We start from the raw sequence: 26,836 nt of genomic DNA, 5'->3' as shown, positions 1-26,836 counted from the left end.
TATGAGTAAAAGTTTACCACTCATTGGGGCAGTTGCATTGTTTGTTGCAAACACGTGTTTTGCAGCTAATAGCGTTGTAACAGAAAAAGACATACCTGTGCTAAAACCTGAATTACAGCACGCAACAGCTACGAAAAGAGTGACAGATAAATTTACTCAGAACCACTACAAACGTTTTAAACTGAATTCAACGTTGTCAGAAGAAATTTTTGATAGATATGTAGAAACCTTAGACTACAACAAGTCTATTTTTTTGCAGTCGGATGTTGATAGTTTTGAACAACATAAAGCAAAGTTTGATGAAGCCCTCGCTGATGGTAAGTTAGACTTTGCTTTTGAAATGTTCAATGTGAGCTTACAGAGACGCTTTGAGCGATTCCAATATGCCATTTCTTTATTAGATAAAGAGATGAAATTTGATACGCCAGATGCGTTTTACTTTGACCGTGAAGAGGTCGTTTTTGCTAAAGACCAAGCCGAACTCAATGAGTTTTGGCGACAAAGGGTCAAATCTGATGCCCTGCGATTAAAGCTAACGGGTAAGGATTGGGAAGGCATTAAAGAGATTTTAACTAAGCGCTACAAAAACGCTCAAAAGCGATTAGTTCAAACCAATAGTGAAGATGCATATCAAATTGTTATGAATGCATTCGCTAGAAGCATCGAAGCACACACATCTTACCTTTCTCCTCGTAGAGCTGAGCAATTTAAGATGGATATGGACCTTGAACTTGAAGGGATCGGTGCTGTATTAAGTTACGATGAAGATTACACCGTTATTCGCAGCTTGGTTCCAGGTGGGCCTGCTGATAAAACGGAACAGATAAAAGCAGACGACAAAATCATAGGGGTAGCCCAAGATGGTGAAGAGTTTGTAGATGTGATCGGTTGGAGACTAGATGACGTGGTCGATCTGATAAAAGGGCCAAAGGGCACTAAAGTCAGATTGCAATACCTTAAAGGAAGCGATTCACACGGTACTCCGAAAGTTGTTGAAATTGTTAGAGACAAGATCAGGTTAGAAGATCGCGCCGCTAAGTCATCGGTTTTCGAAGCGCAGTACTCTGATTTAACGAGTAAGATAGGTGTGATTGAAATACCTAGTTTCTATAACAACCTTTCTGAAGATGTTCTTAAAGAAATCAATTCCCTTAAGGCAGAGAAGGTTGACGGTATTATTATTGACCTTAGACAGAATGGTGGTGGCTCACTTTACGAAGCTAAGAAGCTGTCTGGACTGTTTATTGATAAAGGGCCAATCGTACAAATTCACACTGCGCAAAATCGTTTAGACGTACAAAAAGATCAAGACGGTAAAACATATTACAGCGGCCCGATGACAGTGTTAGTTGACCGCTATAGTGCTTCAGCATCTGAGATTTTTGCAGCTGCAATGCAAGATTATGGCCGTGCAATTGTTATTGGTGAGCAAACATTCGGTAAAGGTACTGTGCAGCAACATAAAGGGCTGAGAAGAACTTACGATTTGTTCGAAAACCCACTTGGTAGCATTACCTACACAATTGCTAAGTTTTATAGAATAAATGGTGGCAGTACTCAGAATAAAGGTGTGATCCCAGATATTTTATTGCCGTCTTTTATTGAGCCAGAAGAGTGGGGCGAAAGCCAAGAAGACAACGCATTGCCATGGGATAGCATTGCCCGTGCCAAGTACAATACCATTGATGATTTGTCATCGGTCATTGCGCACTTAAATGAAAAGCATATTAAGCGTATAGCCAAAGAACCCGAGTTCTCATACGTTTACGACGACATTAAGCGTTATAAAGAGCAAGAAAACGAAGTGTCAATTTCATTAGTCGAAGGGCAAAGAAAGAAAGAGCGTGAGGAAAGAGATCAAAGAGCGCTTGCCAGAACCAATGAACGTTTGAAGCGTTTAGGCCTAGAAGCAATCAAAGATTTGGATGATGTACCGGACGTTATTTCGGAGCTAGACCCTTATTTGGAAGAGACAGCATTAATCACGCAAGATATGATCAACTTTGGCAAGATTGTAAAGAACGATATTTGACCTATTTAATGGTTTGGTATTACGAAAAAAGGCGCAACAGCGCCTTTTTTCGTTACTCCTGAACGCAAATTTGTTATTATCGTCAGCCGCAACAAGACAACATAGACTATGTTTATCAATCCGTCTTGATAATCGATACTGACAAGTACGCGTTTACTTATTATCAAACCGGATTGGTAAAAGAGTGGAAATACTCGGTCAAATAATAATACGCACCAAAATGAGTGCGAGGGGTACATAAATTTGAAACAACCAAAAACAGCATCTTCGTGGGATGCTTTTATACCAATCATTGTATTGGTCAGCTTATTGGGCGCCGCAGTTTATCTGTATGGAGACAGTTCATCGTCTGGACCTAACCAAATCGCGTTATTGTTCGCAACGTTTACAGCAGCATTAATCGGCTTAAAAAATGGCTTCACATGGAAAACGCTTGAAGAAGCGATGATCAAAGGTATCACGATTTCGTTGGGCGCGATTTTGATCTTGCTCATGGTTGGTGCTTTAATCGGTACTTGGCTTTTATCTGGTACGGTCCCGACATTGATATATTATGGATTGCAGATCATTAACCCGTCTTGGTTCTATGCTGCAAGCTGTTTAATCTGTGGTATTGTCGCGATGAGTATTGGTAGCTCTTGGACCACAGCTGCTACAATTGGTGTTGCATTGTTAGGCGTGGCCAACGGTTTAGGGCTTGACCCAGTTGTGACCGCGGGTGCCGTGATATCTGGCGCCTATTTTGGCGATAAACTCAGTCCGTTGTCAGAGACAACTAATCTAGCACCAGCAGTGGCAGGAAGTGACCTGTTTGACCACATTCAACATATGCTATGGACAACGGTACCAAGTTTTGTGATTGCATTGATTATTTTTATTGTGATGGGCTTTAACGCAGATGTTGCAAGTGATGCGAGTAAAATTGACGCAATTAGCACTATTTTACAAGACAACTTTAATATCAATATTTTGATGTTAGTACCACTGGTTATCCTACTTGGACTTGCAATTAAGAAGATGCCAGCCTTTCCTGCGATTTCAATTGGCGCTGTTGTTGGCGCTGTGTGGGCATTACTTTTCCAAGGAGATTTAATTGCGAGCCAAATAGATGCGTCTCAAGGTGAACTTGTTGGGCAGTTTAAGCTGATTTGGGCAACTTTTTTTGATGGGTTTAGTGTTCAAACTGGCGATGCAAAAATGGATGATTTACTCAGTGGTGGAGGTATGTCAAGCATGTTGACAACAACATGGTTGATCATGACAGCCCTGATGTTCGGTGCCATCATGGAGAAAACAGGCTTACTAGAAGTTTTTGTTCGTAGTATTCTTCGCATAGCGAAAAGCACCGGCTCACTTATTGCTTCAACAATAGCAACATGTTTTGGTACGAACCTTGTTGCAGCCGACCAATATATCGCGATTGTGGTCCCTGGTAGAATGTTCAAAGAAGAATACAAAAAGCGTGGTCTTCAGAGCGTTAATTTATCTAGGACGCTTGAAGATGGTGGAACGATTACTAGCCCGTTAATACCATGGAATACCTGTGGTGCATATATGCAAAGTGTACTATTGATTAACCCATTAGATTATGCAGTTTACGCTTTCTTCAATTTAATCAACCCGCTTTTAGCAATCGTTTATGGCTATCTTGGTGTCAAAGTCTTAAAGCTAAAACCAAGAGAACAAGATTAAAATAGGCAGGCTCCAAATATTGGGGCCTTTTTTATTGTCTAAACAGTCAGATAACCCATCTAAACTTATTTGCAAGCTACATTTCCCTCATTTAATATTATAAAATCTCGTTTAACTTATGTATGTGTCCTTAATGGATGCATGTGTATATATATTAGACACTTGCATGATTTAGGTAGCAAAGATTGGCGGATAGGTGGTGTTAATCATATTGCGCTATTTTATGCGATGAAGGAATTTTAATGACACAAAAACCGCAAGCTAAATTATTGGCAGATTATCAGCCACCAAGTCACCAAGTGGATCATATTGACCTCACATTTAACTTATCACCGTTAAAAACCCGTGTAATCGCAAAGTATGAATTGCAAGCGAATGGTGCGCAATCATATGTTCAGCTTGATGGCGTTGATTTAACGCTTATTTCACTCAAAGTTGATGGCCAGCCACACTCTGATTTTACCCAGCTAGTTGATGGAATAAAGATCAACTCTGTGCCTGCATCCTTTTCCCTCGAAATAGAAACTGAGATTGCCCCTGAACAGAATACGTCACTTGAAGGGTTATATCTTTCTGATGGTGCATATTGCACGCAGTGTGAAGCTGAAGGCTTTAGGAAAATAACCTACTTCTTCGATAGGCCTGACGTATTAACGACTTATAAAGTTACCGTAATAGGGGATAAATCATTTCCGTTTTTACTTTCCAATGGTAATCAAGTTGATTCGGGAGAGCTAGAAGGTGGGCGACACTTCGTTGCTTGGGAAGACCCGTTTAAAAAGCCATCTTATCTATTTGCGCTGGTTGCAGGTGATTTTGATACCCTTGAAGATAAGTTTGTGACTAAAACAGGTCGTGAGGTTAAGCTGCAGTTATTCGTCGACAAGGGCAATTTATCAAAAGCCCCTCATGCGATGACGTCTCTGAAAAAGTCGATGAAATGGGATGAGGAGCGTTTCAATTTAGAATACGACCTTGATATCTACATGATTGTTGCAGTCGACTTCTTTAATATGGGCGCAATGGAAAACAAAGGTCTGAATGTTTTTAATAGTGCTTGTGTACTTGCTAATCAAGAAACAGCGACGGATAGAGATTATCACGTTATTGAATCCATTGTTGGTCATGAATACTTCCATAACTGGACCGGTAACCGTGTAACTTGCCGCGATTGGTTTCAGCTGAGTTTAAAAGAAGGTTTGACTGTTTTTAGAGATCAAGAGTTTAGCAGTGACTTAGGCTCTAGAGCATTAAACAGAATTGACGCTGTTAATGCGATGCGCACGCATCAGTTTGCAGAGGACGCGGGCCCTATGGCGCATCCTATCCGCCCTGAAAAAGTGATAGAGATGAATAACTTTTATACGGTGACTGTTTACAATAAAGGCGCTGAAGTGATCCGTATGATGCATACCTTGCTGTCGGAAGAAGGCTTTCAGCAAGGCATGAAGCTATACTTTGAACGTCACGATGGTCAAGCTGTAACGTGTGATGATTTTGTCAACGCTATGGCTGATGCAACAAATACCGATCTGAGTCAGTTTAAATTGTGGTATCAACAATTTGGTACGCCAACATTACATGTTAAAACCAAATATGACGCACAAGCAAAAACATATCAAATAGACATCACCCAGACTCACGCAAAGAACGATCCGGTGACCGAGCCTCTACATATCCCCGTAGCGATTGAATTACTTGATGAGAATGGTAAAGCGATTGCACTCAAGGGGGCACCTTTAAAGCAAGGTAAAGTACTCGAGTTAACTGAAGAGAAGCAAATTTTTGTGTTTGAGGATATCGGTTCTGAACCAACTCCTGTTCTATTAGAAGACTTTTCTGCGCCGTGTTTACTTGACTATGAGTACTCTCTGTCTCAGCTGAGTCATATTGCGAAATATGCATCAAGCTATTATGCAAGATGGGAAGCGATGCAAATCTTGTTTACTCAGCAAATACGCGCTTATGTCGATTCTGAAGAGAAAAACCAAGCTATGTTTGGTGAGCTATCTTCTGTTCTAGTAAGTCTATTCGCAAATAAGCCAGATGATTTAGCAATTTTGGCAGAGTACATTTCAGTGCCAAACTTTGACACATTGTCAGGTGGTTACGATATTGTGCCTGTCGATGCTTTATGCCAAGCGATCGAACGTCTTGAACGACAAATTGCAGACCTATTAGAAACTCAGTTAGTTCAGTTTTATCAGAGTGTTAAGGACAGCGGTGGACTAAGTGCCGAAGACGTTGCGGTCAGAGCGTTACGTAATAAAAGTCTCTACTACCTGTCACTTACGACTGCAAATGTATCTGATTGGCTGAAAGAGCAGGCTAGCTCCTCGAATATGACAACGAAACTGGGAGGGCTAAAGAGTGCCCTAAACGCTCAGCATCCACAGTCAACAGAATTAATGCAAGAGTTTGATACACAATGGAATCATGATTTACTTGTCATGGATAAATGGTTTGCACTGCACGCAACAAGTCAGTCAGATAAGTGCATAGACGTGATCCTATCATTGTATGAACACCCATGCTTTGATAAGTCCAACCCGAATAGAGTGAGATCTTTGGTTGGTACTTTTGCAAGGATGAATCCTAAACAATTCCATAGACCTGACGGTAAAGGCTATGAATTATTAGGTAACTTAATCGCTGAGCTTAATGAACTTAATCCACAAAATGCATCAAGAATTATTACTCCACTCTTATCTTTTAAGCGGTTTGATGAAAGCCGACAAGGAAAGATGCGAACACAACTTGAGCGTTTAGCAGGAATTTCAGACTTAAGTGATGATCTGTATGAGAAAATTGATAGAGCATTAAACTGATACATGCAAGAATATTACTTTTATTTAAGACTGACCTATGAGCAATGCCTTGCTTATTATGAAGGGGATATTGAATCTATTCAGGTTGTGGAAGATGGTGGGAAGAGTATTCGCTTCCCAGCAGCACACATCAGAAGGTTTGTATCCAGCATTGGTGTGAATGGGCGTTTTAGATTACAGCTTGACGATAGCAACCGATTTATCGCACTTGAAAAGGTGACATAAGCTCTAAAAAGGCTTTGTGAGATAAAGTATTTTTGTTAATTCGGTTTGTTTTAAACTTAAATTACGTGTTATAACTATTCTGGTAAGACGTCTTACCAAGGTTAAAAGACGGGCTAAAAAGTTAAAAATGCACCGAACGAACGCGTAAAATTTGTAATTTTCGATTTTCGCTTCTATCGTTACGACAACAAAAAACAATAACTTGATTAGATTTACCCGCCATAAGGGGGAGAAATAATGATAAAAAAAGCGCGCTTTACTAAGAACAAGATTATGCTTGGACTTGGAGCAGCCATTTTCGGAACGGTTGGCATGCATGCGCAAGCCGCTAATTTCCAAGTCGGTGATTTTGAGATAACGTTCGATTCAACGTTCTCATATGGACAAAGTATTCGTGTTGAAGACCGAGACTTTGGAATTATCGGTAAGAGTAACCACCCTAGGTTTAATTGGAGTGGGTACAATGCCTCAACTGGCAATACCTTGTATTCTTCTTCACAAGTTTGGAGCCAAGAAGGTGCTTACTCTAACAATGGTGATGCAGGCAACTTAAACTTTGACGCTGGTGATACTTTTTCTCAACAGTTAAAAGGCACACACGAATTTGCCATCACTAAAGATAATTATGGTTTCTTCTCTCGCTTTATGTACTTCTATGACTTTGCGATGGAAGACGGTGATTTTGCTTACCGTAACCCAGTGTCTGGTCAACATGTAGACCCATGTGCAGATGACGATACGAAAGAACAGGTTTGTTCTGACGCTAGATTGTTAGATGCCTTTGTGTGGGCTGATTTTGATTTAAACGACGGCAATAATCCGCTGTCTATTCGTCTAGGTCAACAAGTAATCAACTGGGGTGAAAGTACATTAATATCGCATGGTATTAACGTAAACCCTGTTGATATCGACCGTTTGAAAGCGCCGGGCTCTGAGTTAAAAGAAGCATTTATCCCTGTCGGTATGCTTTGGGCTTCATTGGGCATTACTGAAAATGTCACTCTAGAAGCATTTTATCAATACCAGTGGCACGAGACTCGCTTGCCAGCGACAGGTAGTTATTTCTCGACGAATGATTTTGCATCAGCAAATGGTTATTCGCAAAATGTACAACTTGGTTTCACGTCAAACCCAGATATCGACTTACATCATCTAACTGAAGCTTTAAATTCTTTGCAGTCTAACTGGGTTGGTGCACTTGCTGCACAAGGTTTAGACGTCACAGATCAAAACGTATTGAGCAGTCCTGATGCATTGCAAATGCTATCGTCTATGTACCTTGCTTATCCAACAAGAGTTGCGTTAAAAGGTAAGGGTGACGCGGGTAAAACAGATGCTGATGACAGTGGCCAATTCGGTATTCGTTTAGGTATGTTTGTGCCTGAGCTGAATGATACTGAGATTGCGCTTTATCATATTAATTATCACAGTCGTCGACCGCTGATTTCTGGTAAGGCATCAGACTTCACTACTGGCGCAATTATGCAGGATCTTGCTTATATTCAAACGAATGAGATCACTGAAGACAATATCACCAACCTGAACGCGTTCACGCAAGCGGTTATTGTTTATCCTGAAGACATTAAACTTTATGGCTTGAGCTTTAACACAGCAATTGGTGAAACTGCTTTCTCTGGTGAATTTGCTTACCGTCAAGACGAGCCACTTCAAATTGATGATGTAGAGCTTTTATATGCTGGTATGGTTGAGCAGTTAGCTGCAGCAGGCATTCGCGAAGATTTTGAAGGCTTCTCTCAATTAAGCCAAGGTAATGATGTTTCTTATGTTCAGCCTGGCGAAGTGGCACAAGGTTTCGTATTGAAAGATACGATGCAGCTACAATTCACAGCAACGCATTTATTCGGTCCATCACTTGGCGCGGATAGCTGGGCGGTTGTTGGTGAAGTTGGTGCTGTTACGATTAAAGACATGCCTTCTTATGATGAATTACGTCTGAATGTTGCGGGTACTGGTCGAAGTGGCACAATTGAGGGGATAGAAGGTCGTAACTACGATTTGATCCATCAAGCAGTGTCTAATGGACCTGAAGTTAACCCATTCCCAACGGCTTCTTCATGGGGTTACCGTCTTATCGCGAAAGGTGAATACAACAATTTATTCTCAGGTGTAAACTTCTCACCACGAGTTGTGTTTTCACATGACGTAAACGGAACCACACCAGATCCAATGTTCTTGTTTGTTGAGGATAGAAAGTCGATGGGTGTGAACCTTAACTTTAGCTATCAAAATGCATGGTCATTTGATTTAGGGTACAACACGTTCTGGGGCGGTGGTGCAACAAACACATTCTCAGATCGCGATTTTGTATCATTTAATATTAAGTACTCAATTTAAGGGCTTTCGATATGTTTAGAAAACCTACACTACTAGCAGCATCAATAATGACAATAATGGCTGCACCAATTGCTTTAGCGAAAATGACACCTGAAGAGGTTGATCGCTTAGGTAAAGACTTATCACCAATCGGCGCTGAAGTTGCGGCTAATGCTGATGGCTCAATCCCTGCTTGGACTGGTGGTATAACCAAGCCACCTGCAAACTTTAAGCCTGGTATGCACCATCCAGATCCGTATGAGGACGACAAGATCTTATTTACTATCGATAAGAGCAATCTTGATAAATATAAAGATAACTTGAGCCCTGGCCAAATTGCTTTATTTGAAACGTACCCTGATACGTTTAAGATGAATATCTATCAAACGCGACGCAGCGCAGCTTATCCGCAGTTTGTATACGATGCGACTAAAAAGTACGCATCAACGGCTGAGCTGATTGAAGGCGGTAACGGGATTAAAAATACAGCGATTGGTATTCCTTTCCCAATTCCAGAAAATGGCTTAGAAGCGATTTGGAACCACTTATTAAGATATCGTGGCTTGTCTATTGAGCGTAACGGTGGTCAGGCAATGCCAACGGCTTCTGGCTCTTATAACATCATTGGTTTTGATGAGAAGCTACTGGTTAAGTATTCAGATCCAAGTGCAACACCAGAAGAGCTACAAAAATCTAATGTGTTATTTAAGTTCAAGCAGAAGGTAACTGAGCCTGCGCGATTGGCGGGTACAGCATTACTTGTGCACGAAACAATGGACCAAATATTAACACCACGACAAGCATGGACGTACAACACAGGTCAGCGTCGAGTTCGTCGTGCACCTAATGTTGCATATGATGCACCGGGAACAGCGTCTGATAGCTTACGTACAACAGATGACTTTGATATGTTCAACGGTTCTCCTAACCGTTATAACTGGACATTAAAAGGCAAAAAAGAGATGTACATTCCGTACAACAGCTATAAATTACATAGCGACTCTTTGAAGTATGAAGATATTTTGAAGGCCGGTCACATTAATCCAGAGCACGTACGTTATGAAAAACACCGTGTATGGGTTGTTGAAGCAAACCTCAAAGAAGGCACACGTCACATTTATAAAAAGCGTGTATTCTTCATTGATGAAGATAGCTGGCAAATTCATGTAGCTGACTTATATGATAACCGTGATCAAATGTACCGCGTTGCGATGGCACATGGTATTAACTATTACGACGTACCGACACATTGGAGTACACTAGACGTATACCACGACTTAAACTCTCGTCGTTATCTAGCAATCGGCCTAGACAACGAAGAAAAAATGTATGACTTCACACAGTCATTCCAAGACAATGAGTTTACTCAAAGTGCACTTCGTCGAGAGGGAAGACGTTAATATAACGTCTTTCGGGATCAATTAATTTGGTCTTTCTACACTCTATTAAAACTGGACATCAATATGTCCAGTTTTATCCCCCCAGTCATTCACGACATTTTTATTTGAGTATTCATAATGATTAAGAAGTTAATTGCAACCTCGATTGCAGTGTTCGTTATGCAAAGTGAAGCTATTGGCAGCGCCTCAGAAGCGTTGAGAGTTGCACACCCAGAGAAAACCTTGCTAACTGATATCATCAATAGCGGAAAGAGACTTGTTGCCGTAGGGAAGCATGGGACAATAGTGTACAGTGATGATGGTTCAAGTTGGGAGCAAGCGCATGTACCAATCCAATCTCTCTTAACTGCTGTGGAATTTACATCGGCAAAAAGAGGCTGGGCGTGTGGTCATGACGCTTCGATTTTAAATACCACCGATGGTGGCGTCTCTTGGCAAATCCAACAGTACTTGCCTGATCTAGAAAAACCTTGTTTAGATATTGAGTTTGTAGATGATAAGCAAGGATTTGCAATTGGTGCATACGGCATGATGTATCAAACACAAGATGGTGGTAAAAGCTGGACTAAACGCTTTTTAAATGAGTTTGTACACCCTGATGATGTTGAGTATTTAGCTGAACTAAAACAAGACGATCCGCAGGCTTATGAAGAAGAAACGCAATTTATTTTACCTCACTTCAATCGAATGCTGATTGATGGCAACGATATTTTTCTTGTTGGCGAGATGGGTCTATTTGCGGTAAGCCGTGATTTAGGCACAACATGGACAAGAATTGACGAATTTTATTCAGGCTCACTGTTTGCTGTAAACAAAAACAAACAAGAACAGCTTATTGCAGCAGGCTTACGTGGCAACACATTTATTTCTGATAGTAAAGACGTGTCTTTTTCACCTATCAATGTGGAAAAAGCCGCGACGATTAACAGTATTGTTTCAACTGATACTGCACAAATTATGCTGGCGAACAGCGGTTTCGTTTTTACTATAGAGGGTAAAAATGTGAAAACAAAACAGCTGAAAAACGGTAAATCTATTCTTTCAGGTGTGCTGCACAATGGTCAATTAGTGCTTGCTACAGAAGAGGGTATTCAAACAATCGAGGTTGATCGCTAATGCAGTCTATTTTAAATCAGCTAGTGTATGTCGTTTTTAGGCATCGTTTTATGGTTATAGCACTGTTTGCGCTAGCGACGGTCTTTTTAGGTTATAAGTCTACACATATCCAGCTTGATGCATCTTTCAATAAAAATATACCTTTAAACCATGATTACATGAAGGTGTATTTAAAGCATGAAAAACAATTTGGTGGTGCGAACAGTATTTTAATATCTGTATGTGATGCCGACGGTGATATTTTTAACCCTGAATTTTTTACACAGTTAAAAGCCGTTCACGACCAACTTTATTTTATCCCTGGCGTGAATCGCCCATTGGTAAACTCTATTTTTGCACCGAGTGCACGATTTGTAGAAGTTGTTGAAGATGGCTTTGCAGGTGGCCCAATTATTCCTGCGAACTTCACAGCTGATGCAACAGGTCTTGCTGTGGTGAAGCAGAATATTGAAAAAGCCAAAGTGGTTGGCCGTATGGTTGCGAGTGACTATTCTTGCGCCATGGTATCTGCTCAGCTTATGGAGACAGATCCGCAAACACAGCAAAAGTTGGACACGCTCGCATTTGCAAAAAAATTAGAATCGGAGATCCGCGCACCTTTAAGCACAGATAAAGTATCAATTCATATCATTGGTTTTGCCAAGATGGCAGGGGATATTGCTGATGGTGCAAAAGATGTTGTGTTCTTTTTCGCAATCGCCATTTTATTTACTTTCATCATGGTTTGGCTATTTTGTAAAAGCTTTAAATTGACATTGCTACCTATTGCCTGTTCGTTGATTGCGGTAGTTTGGCAGTTAGGTTTGTTATCTGTACTTGGCTTTGGTCTAGATCCAATGTCTATTCTTGTGCCATTTTTGGTCTTTGCAATTGGTGTAAGCCATGGTGTGCAAATGATTAACGCCATTGGTAAAAAGGTGTCTGAAGGCGTGAGCAGTAAGGTGGCTGCTGAAGCAAGCTTTAAAGCGTTGCTTATTCCGGGCGGTATCGCGCTGTTATCTGATACGATTGGTTTTATGACTTTACTCGCTATCGATATTGGTATTATCAGAGAGCTTGCCATCACAGCAAGTTTAGGTGTTGCGGTTATCATCTTTACGAACCTAATTTTACTGCCTGTCCTTGCTTCTTACTTTAAGTCGTCAAAAATGCATCGCGTTGATGATGGAAAAGCCAAAGCGAATAACGTGTTCACTAAGCTAAGAGAAAGCCTTGTTTTAGCCACGGATAGACGCTATGCCGCGGTTATTTTATTGGTATCAGCTGGGCTATTTGCATTTGGTTATTGGCAGTCAAAAGACATGCGTATTGGTGATTTACATGCTGGTGCACCGGCTCTGCATGAAGATGCGCGCTATAACCTAGATACTTTCTTAATTTCAGATCGCTATGAGATATCTTCGGATATTTTAAAAGTATTAGTAGAAGCGTACCCAGCGGCATGTACTGAACACGATACAATGGATCGAGTAAGTCGATTTCAGTGGCGAGTGGAAAACTTAGACGGTGTGCAATCCGCAGTTTCGTTGAGCTCTGTAGCACAAGCGGTCAATGCTGGTTACAACGAAGGTAACTTAAAATGGCAAACCTTGCCAAGAAATGGTGCGTCTTTAGTTCAAGCGACTTCTCGCGTTGAAACGAGCACGGGCTTATTGAATGGCGACTGTTCTGTTATGCCGATCATCATCTTTATGGACGACCACAAAGCTGAAACTATTGACCATGTTGTGTCGCAAATTAAGCTGTTTGCTAAAGAAGAAGGGACAGATCGTGTTAGCTTCAAACTCGCATCTGGACCAATTGGTGTGATGGCTGCAACAAATGAATCTGTCGCTGCTGCACAATTACCAATGATGATCTATGTTTATGGTGCGGTGATTATTTTATGCCTTATCAGCTTCAGAAGTATAAGAGCAACAGTTGCAGTTGTTTTACCTCTGTATATTGTTTCGACCTTGGCGCAAGCGCTGATGGTTAAGCTTGAGATTGGTTTAACTGTATCCACATTACCTGTGATTGCATTGGGTGTAGGTATTGGTGTCGACTATGGTATTTATATCTTGTCGTCAATGATGACCCAATTAAAACAGGGCATGCCATTGTCGGCTGCGTATCGCAATGCTTTGGCTGAACGAGGAAGCGCTGTATTGTTCACAGGAATTACCTTGGCCATAGGTGTGAGTACGTGGATTTTCTCTGCATTAAAGTTCCAAGTAGACATGGGCATACTGCTCACCTTTATGTTCTTGGTAAATATGTTGGGCGCAGTGCTTTTATTACCTGCGATAGGGACTTTTATCTGGCCAGACCAGAAAAAAAAGTGTGAATAATTGTGCTCTTAAATGGCCTTAATTGGCCATTTATATCTACAATTTGTGAATATATGACCAACTGGCTGAAAAGCCTCAAATGTTTTTGTCAAAAAAGCTTTTTATTAGCGCCAGAAAGGTTAAAATCCTCTGGACTCCACGCTAATAATTGGCTGTACAAATAATCTACCGTTCAAAGGTGGTATAGATTAAGGAACACATAATGACACAAAGTGAAGGTCCAGCATCGGTTATCCTTGATAACGTTTGCAAGTTGATCCAGAAAAAAGTTCATGCCGATAACGTGTCGCTCGTTGAAACATTCGCCAAAGCCTTGTACAGCAACATGTCTAAAGAGGACTTGGCTAATCGTAACGACAGCGACCTGTACGGTGCTGCTCTGAGTCTGTGGAATTCTCTTGAAAAGAATACTTCAGAAGACGCAGTTATCCGTGTATTCAACCCTGAAGTTGCGAAAGATGGCTGGCAATCGTCTCACACGATTGTAGAGATCATTTCAGATGATATGCCATTCTTGGTTGACTCAGTACGTATGGCGTTAAGCCGTAAGAATATTGCTTCGCATCTACTTTTACACTGTCCTCTCAAGATCAACCGTGACCAAGAAGATAAAATCTCAGCTGTTTCAGGTTTAAAAACTGAACAAGAATCTTCATCTACTAAAACTGTTTTTTTTATTGAGATTGACCGTCAAACAGACGAGTCGGTCATTGCTGACTTTACGCAAGAATTAGAATCAGTGTTAAAAGATGTTTCTGTTGCGGTTGAAGACTGGTTACTTATCAGAGATAAGCTGGTTGCAGTTGGTGAAGATATTCCTAATCGCAAACACAGCTCTTCTGAACAAGAACTCAGTGAAGCGGTTGAATTCCTTGATTGGCTTGCACGTGATAACTTCACGTTCATGGGATACCGTCAGTATGACCTTGTGCCAGTTCAAGGTGACTACGAGCTTAAGCCTGTAGCAGGTTCAAGCTTAGGTCTAATGAAAAACTCTTCTGAAAGTAGTCGTCTGTTATCAGAACTACCAGAAGTTGCGCGCCTTGAAGCTCGCAGTAAAAACTTATTGATCTTAACCAAGACAAACTCTCAATCTCGCGTTCATCGTCCAGCACATATTGATTATGTTGGTATTAAGCGTTTTGATAAAGAGGGCAATGTGATTGGTGAAGATCGTTTCATCGGTCTTTTCTCTTCAAGTTTTTACAACAACAGTGCTTCTGACGTTCCTGTATTAAAAAGTAAAATTGCGCGCATCATGGAGCAGTGTGATTTTGCTAAAGGAACTCACGCTTACAAAGCAGTGCTTAATATCTTAGAGACGTATCCACGTGATGAGCTAGTGCAGGCTCGTGAATCTGAGTTATTAGATGTTGCAACGGGTGTATTGCAAACCCAAGAGCGTGATATGTGTCGTCTGTTCGTTAGAAGAGACGTATATGGACGTTTCTTCTCTTGTATGGTCTATGTACCGCGTGAGAGATACAATACCGCGCTTCGTCGCGAAACTCAGAAATTGTTAGGCGATGCCTTTGGGTCTAACGAAAAAGTTGAGTTCACTACATTTTTCTCAGAGTCTACATTAGCAAGAACGCATTATATTGTTCGTGTAGCTGACAACAACATTAAGTACAACGTGAAAGAAATCGAAAATAATTTAGTAGAAGCTGCCCGTACTTGGGAAGATAAACTACAAACAGCTTTGCTTGCGGGCGAAGGTGAAGCACGCGGTAACGAGTTAAACCGTAAATATGCAACGGCTTTCCCTCGCGCATATAAAGACGAAGTTTTGCCAAGCGCTGCTGTCGTTGATATCTCAAAACTTGAGAAGTTGAGCGATGAGAACAAGCTTGAAATGTTGTTCTACAGACCTCAAGAAGAAGCGAATTCACAAATCGTTCGCTTAAGCTTGTTCCATAAAGATGAGCCAATTCACCTGTCAGACGTGATGCCAATGCTAGAAAACTTTGGCTTACGCGTAATCGGTGAAACTCCGTTTGCGGTTAAGACAAGTGATGGTCAAGTAAATTGGATCATGGATTTCTCTATGCTGTTAGACAGCAAAGGGTTAGCAGATTTTGATAAAGTATCAGCACGTTTTCGCGCTGCACTTATCAACGTTTGGAACAACCGTCTTGAGAATGATGGCTTTAACCGTTTAGTTTTAAAAGCGGGGTCTACTGGCCGTGAAGCATCTATCCTTCGTGCATACGCTAAATATATGCGCCAGATTGGTGTGACTTTCTCACAGTCTTACATTGAAAATACGTTCGAGCATTATCCTCACATCGCAAACCAATTGGTTGAGTTGTTTGAGAAGAAATTCTGCCCACAGAAGAAAGTTGCGCAGAAGTCACTTGATAAGCTTGTAGAGAAAATCTACCACGAGCTGGAAAGTGTAGCGAACCTTGATGATGACCGTATCATTCGTCTTTACGTAGCAATGATTGATGCGACGCTAAGAACGAACTTCTATCAAAAAGAAGCGGATGGCTCTAACAAATCATACGTTTCATTCAAAATTCAGCCAAGCGCAATTCCAGAAATGCCGTTGCCATTACCTGCATTTGAAATCTTTGTATACTCTCCACGTATCGAAGGTGTTCACTTACGTGGTGGTAAGGTTGCGCGTGGTGGTTTACGTTGGTCTGACCGTCGTGAGGACTTCCGTACAGAAGTGCTTGGTCTTGTTAAAGCACAGCAGGTTAAGAATACTGTAATTGTACCTGTTGGCTCTAAAGGCGGCTTCGTATGTAAACAGCTACCAAATGACCGCGAAGGTTTCTTCCGTGAAGGTCAAGAGTGCTACAAGATTTTCATCCGTGGTCTGTTAGACATCACTGATAACATCATTCACGGTGACATTGTGCCACCTGTAGATGTAGTTCGTCATGATGAAGATGACCCATATCTGGTAGTTGCTGCCGATAAAGGTACGGCGACATTCTCAGATATCGCCAACGGTATTGCTGATGAATACAACTTCTGGCTAGGTGATGCATTTGCATCTGGTGGTTCAATTGGTTATGACCACAAGAAGATGGGTATCACAGCTAAAGGTGCTTGGGAGTCAGTTAAACGTCATTTCCGTGAAATGGACATTGACTGTCAAACAACTGATTTCACAGCCGTTGCTATTGGTGATATGGCAGGTGATGTATTCGGTAATGGTATGTTGCTATCTGAGCACACGCGCTTAGTGGCTGCATTTAACCACATGCACATCTTCATCGATCCAAATCCAGATGCAGTGAGCTCTTACAAAGAGCGTGCACGTATGTTCGAGCTACCACGTTCATCGTGGGAAGACTATGATGCAAGCTTAATCTCTCAAGGTGGTGGTATATTCTCTCGTGCAGCGAAGTCAATCACACTAACACCAGAAATTAAGAAAATGCTTGGTACTAAGAAAGCAAGCATGACACCAAATGAGTTGATTAAAGCGCTTCTAATGATGCCAGTTGATCTACTTTGGAATGGTGGTATCGGTACTTACATCAAGGCGAAAAACGAAAGTGACGCTGATGTAGGTGACAGAGCGAATGATGCACTACGTATCAATGGCTCTGAGCTTGGTGCTAAGATCTTCGGTGAAGGCGGTAACTTAGGTGCTACGCAACTTGGTCGTATCGAGTTCGCAGCTAAAGGCGGTCGTATTAACACTGACTTTATCGATAATGTTGGTGGTGTTGCGTGTTCAGATAACGAAGTAAACATTAAGATTTTACTTAATGGTCTAGTTGCTGAAGGTGACCTTACGAAGAAACAGCGTGACGAATTGCTATATGCAATGACTGACGAAGTGTCTGAGCTTGTACTTGCTGACTGTTACCGTCAAACACATACATTGTCTGTGACTAAGTCAAAAGGTCCTGCGACACTTAAAGAAAAGATCCGCTTCATCCACGCACTTGAAAAAGACGGTAAGCTTGATAGAAACATTGAGTTCTTACCAAGTGATGAAGAGCTAGCAGAGCGCGCAGCAGCTGGTCTTGATTTAACTCGTCCAGAGCTTTCTGTTCTAGTTTCTTACTCTAAGATGGTACTTAAAGAAACATTAGTGGTTGATGAAATCACTGAAAACCCTTATTACCGTCAGTTATTAGTAAACTCTTTCCCTGTGCCTCTTCGTGACCGCTTTAACGCGGCAATGGATGAGCACCCGCTGAGAAAAGAGATCATTGCTACTAAGCTTGCTAACAACATCGTAAATGATATGGGCTTGAACTTCATGATCCGCATGCATGAAGAAACAGGCGCAACAGAAGCTGAAATTGCACTTTGTTACTCAATTGCATGTGCGACATTTGAGATGTCAGAAACATGGGCTGAAATTTCAGCGCTTGATAACAAGATCCCATCAGCAGTACAAACAGAAATGTTGTATCAGTTACGTCGTACAGTTCGTCGTGTTACGCGCTGGTTCTTACGCCACCGTAACAAAGCGCTTAGCATTGAAGAAACAATTGAGTTCTTCGCACCGACATTTGCAGACTTAAGCGCTAATCTGACAACTTACATGGTTGAAGAAGAAAGTGCGCGTCTTGCTGAGAAAGCAGCTGAGTTAACATCAGAAGGTGTTCCACAAGCATTAGCGGATCGCATCGTATCGCTATCTAGCTTGTTCTCAGTGATGGATCTTGCTGAAGTTGCAAACAACGCGAAGCGTGATATCTCAGTAGTATCTAACACCTACTTCAAGTTAGGTGCAAACATGGGTCTACACTGGTTCCTAGACCAAATCACTGCTCAACCAGTAGCTAACCACTGGCAGGCACTAGCACGTGCTTCATACCGTGAAGAGCTAGACTGGCAGCAGCGTGCATTGTCTGAAGTTGTTTTAAACAGCTTTGAAGGAGACGGTGAAGTTGACGCACTTATCAATCAGTGGATGGATAATCAGTCTTCACTTCTACACCGTTGGCAGCAAATGCTAGCGGAGTTTAAGACTTCTCAGAACCACGACTTTGCGAAGTTCTCAGTAGCGTTAAGAGAATTAATGTTACTAAGTCACAACTGTGACACTTCCAAATAAAAATTAACACGTTAAAATACCCCGGCAATTGCTGGGGTATTTTTTTGCCTCAAACTGTTACCAGGAACTTAAGGAGTCTCGATGTTTTACGATTTAGCACGTCGTTATATGTTTAATAAAGATGCGGAATGGGCCCACGATTTTGCTTTAGGCAACTTGCGCCGTTTCAAAAATACCCCATTAAGTCTTGCTTGGTCACAGTCTCTTCCTAAAAAGCCAGTTAACTTTTTAGGCTTAGAATTTGATAACCCAGTGGGATTGGCCGCTGGTTTAGACAAAAATGCTGAATGTATTGATGCATTTGGCCAAATGGGTTTTGGGTTTATTGAAGTAGGTACTGTTACACCTAGGCCTCAAGCTGGTAATGATAAGCCACGTATATTCCGTCTTCCAGAAGCACATGCTGTGATTAACAGAATGGGCTTTAACAATAAAGGCGTAGATAATTTAGTTGCTAACGTAAAAGCTTCAAATTATACCGGGATCCTTGGGATCAACATTGGTAAAAACAAAGATACACCAAACGAGCAGGGCAAAGATGATTATATCCATTGTATGCGCAAAGTTTTTGAGCATGCATCGTACATCACAGTAAACATCTCTTCTCCGAATACCCCAGGTCTTCGTGATCTACAGTATGGTGAAGCGCTAGATGGCTTATTACAAAGTCTTAAAAATGAGCAGGTAGACTTGATTGAAAAGCACAAAAAGTCAGTCCCAATGCTTGTTAAAATTGCGCCAGATGTTGATGCGGTGCAATTAACGCAAATAGCTGAATCACTTGTAAATAATCGTATTGATGGTGTTATTGCGACGAATACAACGTTAGCAAGAGACGCAGTGCAAGGCTTAGAATTTGCAAATGAAGCTGGCGGTTTATCAGGACGCCCTGTGCGTGAAAAGTCAACGCATGTTGTTCAAGAACTAAAACGCCTTACAGAAGGCAAGTTGCCTATCATTGGTGTGGGTGGGATTGACAGCGCTGAAGCTGCGCAAGAAAAGCTCAACGCAGGCGCAGATCTCGTTCAATTGTATACCGGTTTTATTTACGAAGGACCACAATTGATCAAAAGGATCGTAAATTCTTTATAAGGATCAGTCATATTACAAAATGATCCTAAACAAATTGTTATTATAAATATTTTTACACTTGCAAAAATCGCGATATACTTCGCGTTACTGGATGAATTAATTTAATAGTAACGCGGAGGGCGATTTTGCAAGCATCAAAAGAGTGGCGTTGGCTCCAATGTCGCGCACAAAACCGTTTGCTTGTTGATTTAGGCGACGAGCTTCAACTCTGCACGCCGTATCGTCTGCGCCAGCTTACTGCCGATTCTGATTCCAGCCCCACATTCAGCGTAGAAGAAGCTGCATTTTATCAAAGTGTGTTTGATTACTTGTGCACTTATTCTGTTTGGTCAGAAGCGCAATGCTGTCAGATTGCACTTAATGCTACCGCTGCTAAATTCCATTTGTTACCAGTTCAAGCCAAGAGTTGGTTTTTCCAAGCTTATATTGGTAATGAAGTTTTGTGTAATGCGGTTATTAGTCTTAAATCTAAAGTCATGACAGGCGAGTGTTTGATAGTTGACCATGAACGCGATGCAAGCTTGTGTATCAATCTAACTGCGAACTTTCAGTTAGATGAAAATATCAGTTTAGAGCAGTTTCAGGCCATCAAGGTTTTAAACGATCGCATTCACCCTGTATTGGCGAATAATAAAGTCAGTAGAAGGGCTTAATCCAATCCCAGTCTGTACATAGCTGTGTTATACTCGCGTCAATTGAAATTACAGGGTTATCACATTGCAGTTTATTGCGCTTACATCGATTGGCATCGAAAATCTACTAGTCGAAGAACTTCAATCTTTCGAAATTAAAGTTACTAAGCAAAGCATTGGTTCGGTTCGCTTTGAAGCAGACAATCTTACCGCTCAGAAATTTTGTATGATGACGCGATACTCAACACGCGTTATGTTATTAATTGATGAGCACGAAGATATTAAAAATAAAGATGACCTGTATAAGTTTGCTCGTTTTCAAGGTTGGCAAGAGTGGTTTGGCCCGTCACAGACGTTTGCTGTTGAGTTTAATGGCACGAATAAAGAATTAAAAAACACACAGTTCTCCGGCTTGGTCATTAAAGATGCAGTTGTTGATTATTTCCAAGATCTTTATGAGCAACGCCCATCTGTTGATAAACAAGACGCTAACGTTCGAATTATTGCTAAGCTCAATAAGCAAAAAATTGCACTATATCTTGATTATTCAGGTCCAAGATTGTCTGACCGAGGCTATAGAACCAAACAGGGTAAAGCCCCAATTCGTGAACACTTAGCAGCAGCGCTTGTTACTCGAAGTGGCTGGTTGAATGATACTTCAAAGCCTTTGTTTGACCCTTGTTGTGGCTCTGGTACATTGTTAATTGAAGCCGCGAGCATGGCTTTAAACTTGCCTACAAACCTGCATAAGGCATTTGCTTTTAAGCGTCTTCCTAGCTTTAGAGAAGCCAAATTCAAAGAAATCCAAAAAGAACTTAAAGCGGAAAAAGTCGATTCAAAATTGTGGCTAATTGGTCATGATATTGATGGCAGAGTGTTAGACACAGCTAAGTCAAATGCAAACCGTGCAGGTGTTGGCGAACTCATCCAATTTAAAGAAGCGGATGCGGGCAAGTTGCAGTCTGTTGCAAAACGCCCTGGTACCATTCTAAGTAACTTACCGTATGGTGAGCGTTTGGGTTCAATGGCTGAATTGATTAACCTATATCGTAATATGGGTGTGAGCTTCAAAAAGCATTATCGCGATTGGAACGCTGCACTGCTTGGTACTGATGATGAGTTATTTAGATTACTTAAGCTCGCGTCTAAAAAGCGCTATAAGTTTAAGAATGGTCCAATTGATGTCACCTTGTATATGTATGAGCTGAATGAAAAGCAAGTTGCTCAGAACCAACAAGCTTCAGAACTGCATTTTGAGCAGTCTCGTGCATTTGCTAACAGACTTAAAAAGAATAAGCAGGGCCTAAAAAGTTGGTTGAAAAAAGAGTCTGTTGAAGCTTATCGTTTGTATGATGCTGATATCCCTGAATATAACGTCGCCGTAGATGTATATGGCGACAACGCAGTGATCTTTGAGTATGCAGCACCAAAAGAAATCAACGCCGACGTTGCTGATAAACGTTTACAAGATGTGATTTCTTTAACTGCCGAAACTCTAGATATTTCGCCGAGCAACTTAGCGGTTAAGGTACGCAAAAAGCAGCGTGGTGATGAGCAATATACTTCATATGAGAAGCAAAATCGTTATCAAGTTATTGAAGAGTTCGGTGCAAAATTTAAAGTTAATTTGTATGACTATTTAGATACGGGTCTGTTTTTAGATCACCGCCTTGCACGTCGATTTATCCAACAAAACTCAAAAGACAAACGCGTTTTAAACTTGTTTGCTTATACGGGCTCTGCGTCGGTTCACGCAGCACTCGGTGGGGCAAAGTCGGTTACTACTGTCGATATGTCAAAAACTTACCTTAAATGGGCCGAAGAAAACTTTGCACTTAATAACCTTAAAAATCCACGTTTTAGGTTCGAGCTAGCAGACTGCTTAAAGTGGTTAGAACATGCGAAGGGTCAATACGATTTAATTTTCTTAGATCCGCCTACTTTTTCAAACTCAAAGAGAATGAAAAATGTGTTTGATGTTCAACGTGACCATATCCAATTATTAACTTGGGTTAAGAACATTTTAAGTCCAGATGGCGTGCTGCTGTTCTCTAACAACAAGCGCGGTTTTAAAATGGATGAAGTTGCACTGATGGGGTTGGGCTTGAAAGCGGAAAATATCTCAACGGAAACATTATCTCCAGACTTTAAACGCAATAAACAGATCCACAATAGCTGGCTTATTACACATGGCTAAAGTGGTTTTATATCACACTGATGGATGTCATTTATGTGAACAGGCACACGGTTATGCTGTGTCTGTGCTTTCAAGCGGTGACATTCACCTTCAAGATATCTTGGATGATGAAAGTTTGATGTCGCAATTTCAAACTTCTATTCCAGTAATTAAAAATATAAAAACAGGTAAATTGCTCTACTGGCCATTTACCCAACAACAAATTCAAGAGTTAATACAAGAAGATGGATTTAATTAGAATTGCTAAAGCACAACTTGCTTTTGGTTCTCATCCGCTACTAGACAATGCAGACGCCTTGATTGAAGCCGGTGAGCGGGTCTGTATTGTTGGTAGAAACGGTGCTGGTAAGTCAACCTTACTAAAAGTACTTGATGGGCAGGTGTTATTGGATGATGGTGAAATAAACCGTCTTACAGGTCTTAAAGTATCACGTCTTGAACAGGATCCACCAAAAGGGGCGCAGGGCAGTGTTTTTGATTACGTGGCTCAGGGCTTACCGGATGTCGCGAGTCTTTTAATTGAATATAACCATGTCAGCGAAGCGCTCCAAACAGACCAATCTAACAGTTTATTGAATAAGCTTGAGCGCTTATCAGCTGAAATTGAAGCAGCAGATGCGTGGCGCTTTGAAAGCCGAATTAATTTGGTCCTAAGCCAGCTTCAGTTGACCGCACAAATGCGCCTTGAAAAGCTTTCTGGTGGCTGGCTTAGAAAGGTTGCGCTAGCCAAAGCGCTTGTCAGTGACCCAGACTTATTACTACTTGATGAACCGACTAACCACTTGGACATGGCAAGTGTGGAATGGTTAGAGTCATTTTTGAAAGATTTCAAAGGTGGCATCGTGTTTATTTCTCACGATCGTGCATTCATTAGAGCCGTAGCGACACGTATTTTAGATTTAGATAGAGGTAAGCTGGTTTCTTACCCTGGTAATTATGCTAAGTATCTCGAGCAAAAAGCTCATGATTTAAAAGTCGAAGAGGCGCAAAATGCGTTGTTTGATAAAAAACTCGCTGAAGAAGAGACTTGGATAAGGCAGGGGATCAAAGCGCGTAGAACACGTAATGAAGGTCGTGTTCGTGCGCTAAAAGCGCTACGTGTTGAGCGAAAACAGCGAATTGAGCAAGTAGGTAAAGCGGACTTTAACATTGAATCTGCTGAGCGCTCTGGCAAGTTAGTATTTGAAGCAAACTTTGTTAATCATGCATTTAAAGATAAGCCAATTGTGAAAGATTTTTCTACATTGGTTATGCGTGGTGATAGAGTCGGCTTAGTAGGCCCGAATGGCATTGGTAAAACGACGTTATTAAAGCTACTTTTTGGCAAATTATCAGCAGACAGCGGAAAAATTAAACAAGGTGTTAATTTAGAAGTTGCTTATTTTGATCAGTATCGAGAAAAACTTGATGAAGAAATGACTGTTCAAGATAACGTTGCTGAAGGTAAGCAAGAGGTATCTATTGGTGGTCGAAGCCGACACGTATTAGGCTATTTGCAAGATTTCTTATTTCCACCAGCACGGGCTCGTACACCTGTTAAGGCGTTATCAGGTGGTGAGAAAAATCGACTTCTCTTAGCTAAGCTGTTTTTAAAGCCATCAAATGTATTGGTGCTGGATGAGCCAACCAATGATTTGGATATTGAAACGTTAGAACTATTAGAGGAAATCATTACTCAATATCAAGGCACAATATTAATTGTTAGCCATGATAGGGAGTTTATTGATAACACCTGCAATAGTGTTTGGGCTTTTGAAGGCGATGGCGTTGTAACTGAGATTGTTGGTGGTTACAGCGATTTTGAGGCGTATCGTGATAACAAACTTGCTCAACAAAAAGAGCTCGAAAAATTAGACAAAGAAAAGTCTGTAACCTCACCAGCTAAGCGCGATACAAGCAAAAACAAATCTAGTAAGCTCAGTTACAAATTAAAACTTGAATTAGAGGCTTTGCCGGGTAAAGTAGAGGAACTTGAAACCGCGCTAGAAAATCAGCAAGAGTTAGTGAACTCGCCTGAATTTTTTAAACAAGAATCTGATGTAACACAACAAGCATTGAACCAACTTGCGGATTTGGAGTCCAAGCTCGAAGCCGCGTATGAACGTTGGGAAGAATTAGAAGCTTTACAGAATCAGCAGTAAGGATTGAAATGAAATATTCACTTTTAGCAGCCAGTATTGGATTGTGCTTTTCAGGGCAGCTGTTAGCTGCAACATATCAATTGACGGAGTTGCCATCACATAATTCCTCGACGGATACCAGTTTAAATGACGCCAACGAATCTGGTGAAGTCATTGGTAGAGCTGCTGGGCTATTTAACATTAAAATTGATACCAGCTACATTGATTTTAATGATGATAGTATCAAAAATGCCTACAATGATTTAAAAGAGTTTCGTGAGAAAATTGAAGACCCAATTGAATTCACATTAGATGATATACAAAACAATAACGCTGTAGAGACAGATGCTGACGCACATGAATTTATGCGTTCGTATTTAAATAACCGATCTGGTAATGGCGAATTTCAAAAGATTAACTCTGGTATATCGTTAACTTTCTCAACCACTACTGCAGATGAAAAAGTCCTTTTTGATGTTCAAAGAGAGTATACAGACAATGAACTTTCTCGTTCTGTGGTTACCTATTTAAGTGGCATTGCTTCTGATGGTGCTATGGTGGGCTGGGGAAGCGCCCCTTATTCTAAGAGGACTGACTTTGTAAAAGATGGTGAGTCTGAACCAACTGTATTTTTTGAACGCGCATTTTCTTCTCGTGCAGTTTTCATAACCCCAGGTGGAGAAATCGTTGAGTTACCGCCCGCTTTTGTCGGTGAATATGGTGGTTACAGTGTAGCGAACCATGTAGAAAAATTGGATGATGGCACATATTTGGTCGTTGGGCAAAGTTCTACTGATGTTGCAATAGACGGTCAACAACGCTTTGATGATATTTGTAACGGCGAGAATAAGCCAGTTAATGTATGTGTTTGGGAACTTCAAAATGGCTCAATCTACTATAATCGTCATGCCTACCAGTGGAAGCTAGATGCAAACTTCAACCTGATTGAGGGGGAGTCAAAACTTTTAGGGTTAGGTATTGAGCGTGAAGAGAATGAAGAGAGAGTTCATTTAGGTACTGCTTTGTCAGCGAATCAGTCTGGTTATGTTGTAGGTCACTCGCAAACTCGTAAAGATGGTGACTATATCAGTAGGCAAAGAGCGGGTTATTATAAGGATGGAAAGTTTACTCAAATCATAGAACACGATAAGTATTACGAGGCCAGCCGTGGTGTCGATATCAATAACAATAATATCGTAATTGGCTATCGCTTTGACGAGCTGAGTACTTTTCAGCAAGTAAAAGGGTATTACTATGATATTAATAGTAAGTCTTTTACAGAAATGAAGTCTTTCTTTAACAGCTCTAATATGTTTCCGAGAGATGTAAATGATGCAGGCTTTATTGTTGGTCAGGCTGAGGTGGGCACTATTGGTGACAGCCCAAGACGAGAAGCTTTTTTATATAATATTGCAAGTTCAGAGCTTCAAAACTTAAATGATTTGCTACCATGTCCAAGTGATGATTTTAATTATCGAGTTGGCGATGCAGTTAAGATCACAGAAGACAACCGTATTTATGCTCTAGCGACAAAAACTGCAAAGCGTAGAGACAGTCTTGGTAATGTTACTAAAGACAGCCAAGGAAACGACGAGTATGAGTCTATATCTGTGCCAGTATTATTAACTCCGATTACAGGTGAACCAGACCAATGCCCAGCTGAAGAAGCTGAAACTTATGAGCGAAGCTCTGGTTCTTTTAGCATGCTTAGCTTCTTTGCTTTGCCATTGCTAATGTTAAGAAGACGCAGAAAGTAAGTATAATAAAAAAGGGCCATAAGGCCCTTTTTTATTATGAGAAAAT

Annotated in this window: 15 protein-coding genes; all 15 read left to right on the top strand. The window is 41.0% G+C overall.

The window, feature by feature from the left end:
- Nucleotide 1 precedes the first annotated feature (1 nt).
- The 15 genes from prc (at nucleotide 2) to L1077_RS14575 (ending at nucleotide 26,790) form a co-directional block, all read left to right on the top strand.
- Nucleotides 2-2,032: a carboxy terminal-processing peptidase gene (prc, locus tag L1077_RS14645; protein WP_237137511.1), complete on the top strand. Its 2,031-nt coding sequence runs from the start codon at nucleotides 2-4 to the stop codon at nucleotides 2,030-2,032.
- 243 nt (nucleotides 2,033-2,275) lie between these two features.
- Complete coding sequence (nhaC, locus tag L1077_RS14640) at nucleotides 2,276-3,724, top strand: Na+/H+ antiporter NhaC (protein ID WP_063360857.1); 1,449 nt, start codon at nucleotides 2,276-2,278, stop codon at nucleotides 3,722-3,724.
- A gap of 242 nt (nucleotides 3,725-3,966) precedes the next feature.
- Nucleotides 3,967-6,552 carry an aminopeptidase N gene (gene pepN, locus L1077_RS14635; protein ID WP_237137510.1) on the top strand — a complete coding sequence of 862 codons (2,586 nt, stop codon included), beginning with the start codon at nucleotides 3,967-3,969 and terminating at the stop codon, nucleotides 6,550-6,552.
- A 3-nt stretch (nucleotides 6,553-6,555) separates the two neighbouring features.
- On the top strand, nucleotides 6,556-6,777 hold the full coding sequence (locus L1077_RS14630; RefSeq protein WP_237137509.1) for a DUF2835 domain-containing protein: 222 nt from the start codon (nucleotides 6,556-6,558) through the stop codon (nucleotides 6,775-6,777).
- Nucleotides 6,778-7,014: 237 nt separating this feature from the next.
- Nucleotides 7,015-9,132: a DUF1302 domain-containing protein gene (locus L1077_RS14625; RefSeq protein WP_237137508.1), complete on the top strand. Its 2,118-nt coding sequence runs from the start codon at nucleotides 7,015-7,017 to the stop codon at nucleotides 9,130-9,132.
- Between the two features lie 11 nt (nucleotides 9,133-9,143).
- Nucleotides 9,144-10,511, top strand: coding sequence for a DUF1329 domain-containing protein (locus L1077_RS14620; protein WP_237137507.1), 1,368 nt, complete (start codon nucleotides 9,144-9,146; stop codon nucleotides 10,509-10,511).
- A 117-nt stretch (nucleotides 10,512-10,628) separates the two neighbouring features.
- On the top strand, nucleotides 10,629-11,627 hold the full coding sequence (locus L1077_RS14615; RefSeq protein WP_237137506.1) for a YCF48-related protein: 999 nt from the start codon (nucleotides 10,629-10,631) through the stop codon (nucleotides 11,625-11,627).
- The gene (locus L1077_RS14610; protein WP_237137505.1) at nucleotides 11,627-13,957 is read left to right on the top strand and encodes an efflux RND transporter permease subunit; all 2,331 of its coding nucleotides are present in this window, start codon (nucleotides 11,627-11,629) and stop codon (nucleotides 13,955-13,957) included. The genes L1077_RS14615 and L1077_RS14610 overlap by 1 nt, the downstream gene beginning before the upstream one ends.
- A 202-nt stretch (nucleotides 13,958-14,159) precedes the next feature.
- Nucleotides 14,160-18,992, top strand: a complete 4,833-nt coding sequence (locus tag L1077_RS14605; protein WP_237137504.1) for an NAD-glutamate dehydrogenase — start codon at nucleotides 14,160-14,162, stop codon at nucleotides 18,990-18,992.
- An 81-nt stretch (nucleotides 18,993-19,073) separates the two neighbouring features.
- Nucleotides 19,074-20,084: a quinone-dependent dihydroorotate dehydrogenase gene (gene pyrD, locus L1077_RS14600; protein ID WP_237137503.1), complete on the top strand. Its 1,011-nt coding sequence runs from the start codon at nucleotides 19,074-19,076 to the stop codon at nucleotides 20,082-20,084.
- A gap of 122 nt (nucleotides 20,085-20,206) precedes the next feature.
- Complete coding sequence (locus L1077_RS14595; protein ID WP_237137608.1) at nucleotides 20,207-20,737, top strand: cell division protein ZapC domain-containing protein; 531 nt, start codon at nucleotides 20,207-20,209, stop codon at nucleotides 20,735-20,737.
- A 64-nt stretch (nucleotides 20,738-20,801) separates the two neighbouring features.
- Nucleotides 20,802-22,913, top strand: coding sequence for a bifunctional 23S rRNA (guanine(2069)-N(7))-methyltransferase RlmK/23S rRNA (guanine(2445)-N(2))-methyltransferase RlmL (gene rlmKL / locus L1077_RS14590; RefSeq protein WP_237137502.1), 2,112 nt, complete (start codon nucleotides 20,802-20,804; stop codon nucleotides 22,911-22,913).
- Nucleotides 22,906-23,151, top strand: coding sequence for a glutaredoxin family protein (locus tag L1077_RS14585; RefSeq protein WP_237137501.1), 246 nt, complete (start codon nucleotides 22,906-22,908; stop codon nucleotides 23,149-23,151). The genes rlmKL and L1077_RS14585 overlap by 8 nt, the downstream gene beginning before the upstream one ends.
- Complete coding sequence (uup, locus tag L1077_RS14580) at nucleotides 23,138-25,054, top strand: ATP-binding cassette ATPase Uup (protein ID WP_237137500.1); 1,917 nt, start codon at nucleotides 23,138-23,140, stop codon at nucleotides 25,052-25,054. Before L1077_RS14585 ends, uup begins: the two co-directional genes overlap by 14 nt.
- An 8-nt stretch (nucleotides 25,055-25,062) precedes the next feature.
- Nucleotides 25,063-26,790, top strand: coding sequence for a DUF3466 family protein (locus L1077_RS14575; RefSeq protein ID WP_237137499.1), 1,728 nt, complete (start codon nucleotides 25,063-25,065; stop codon nucleotides 26,788-26,790).
- Nucleotides 26,791-26,836: the final 46 nt, after the last annotated feature.

Source organism: Pseudoalteromonas luteoviolacea (genome assembly GCF_021654285.1).
Classification (GTDB): Bacteria; Pseudomonadota; Gammaproteobacteria; order Enterobacterales; family Alteromonadaceae; genus Pseudoalteromonas; species Pseudoalteromonas luteoviolacea_J.
This window is presented reverse-complemented; position numbering and strand designations above follow the sequence as displayed.

Bases quoted from the DNA above. Each gene is read 5' to 3' on its own strand.
- prc (WP_237137511.1), top strand. From the start codon at position 2: ATGAGTAAAAGTTTACCACTCATTGGGGCAGTTGCATTGTTTGTTGCA.
- pepN (WP_237137510.1), top strand. From the start codon at position 3,967: ATGACACAAAAACCGCAAGCTAAATTATTGGCAGATTATCAGCCACCA.
- L1077_RS14630 (WP_237137509.1), top strand. From the start codon at position 6,556: ATGCAAGAATATTACTTTTATTTAAGACTGACCTATGAGCAATGCCTT.
- L1077_RS14625 (WP_237137508.1), top strand. From the start codon at position 7,015: ATGATAAAAAAAGCGCGCTTTACTAAGAACAAGATTATGCTTGGACTT.
- L1077_RS14620 (WP_237137507.1), top strand. From the start codon at position 9,144: ATGTTTAGAAAACCTACACTACTAGCAGCATCAATAATGACAATAATG.
- L1077_RS14615 (WP_237137506.1), top strand. From the start codon at position 10,629: ATGATTAAGAAGTTAATTGCAACCTCGATTGCAGTGTTCGTTATGCAA.
- L1077_RS14610 (WP_237137505.1), top strand. From the start codon at position 11,627: ATGCAGTCTATTTTAAATCAGCTAGTGTATGTCGTTTTTAGGCATCGT.
- L1077_RS14605 (WP_237137504.1), top strand. From the start codon at position 14,160: ATGACACAAAGTGAAGGTCCAGCATCGGTTATCCTTGATAACGTTTGC.
- pyrD (WP_237137503.1), top strand. From the start codon at position 19,074: ATGTTTTACGATTTAGCACGTCGTTATATGTTTAATAAAGATGCGGAA.
- L1077_RS14585 (WP_237137501.1), top strand. From the start codon at position 22,906: ATGGCTAAAGTGGTTTTATATCACACTGATGGATGTCATTTATGTGAA.
- uup (WP_237137500.1), top strand. From the start codon at position 23,138: ATGGATTTAATTAGAATTGCTAAAGCACAACTTGCTTTTGGTTCTCAT.
- L1077_RS14575 (WP_237137499.1), top strand. From the start codon at position 25,063: ATGAAATATTCACTTTTAGCAGCCAGTATTGGATTGTGCTTTTCAGGG.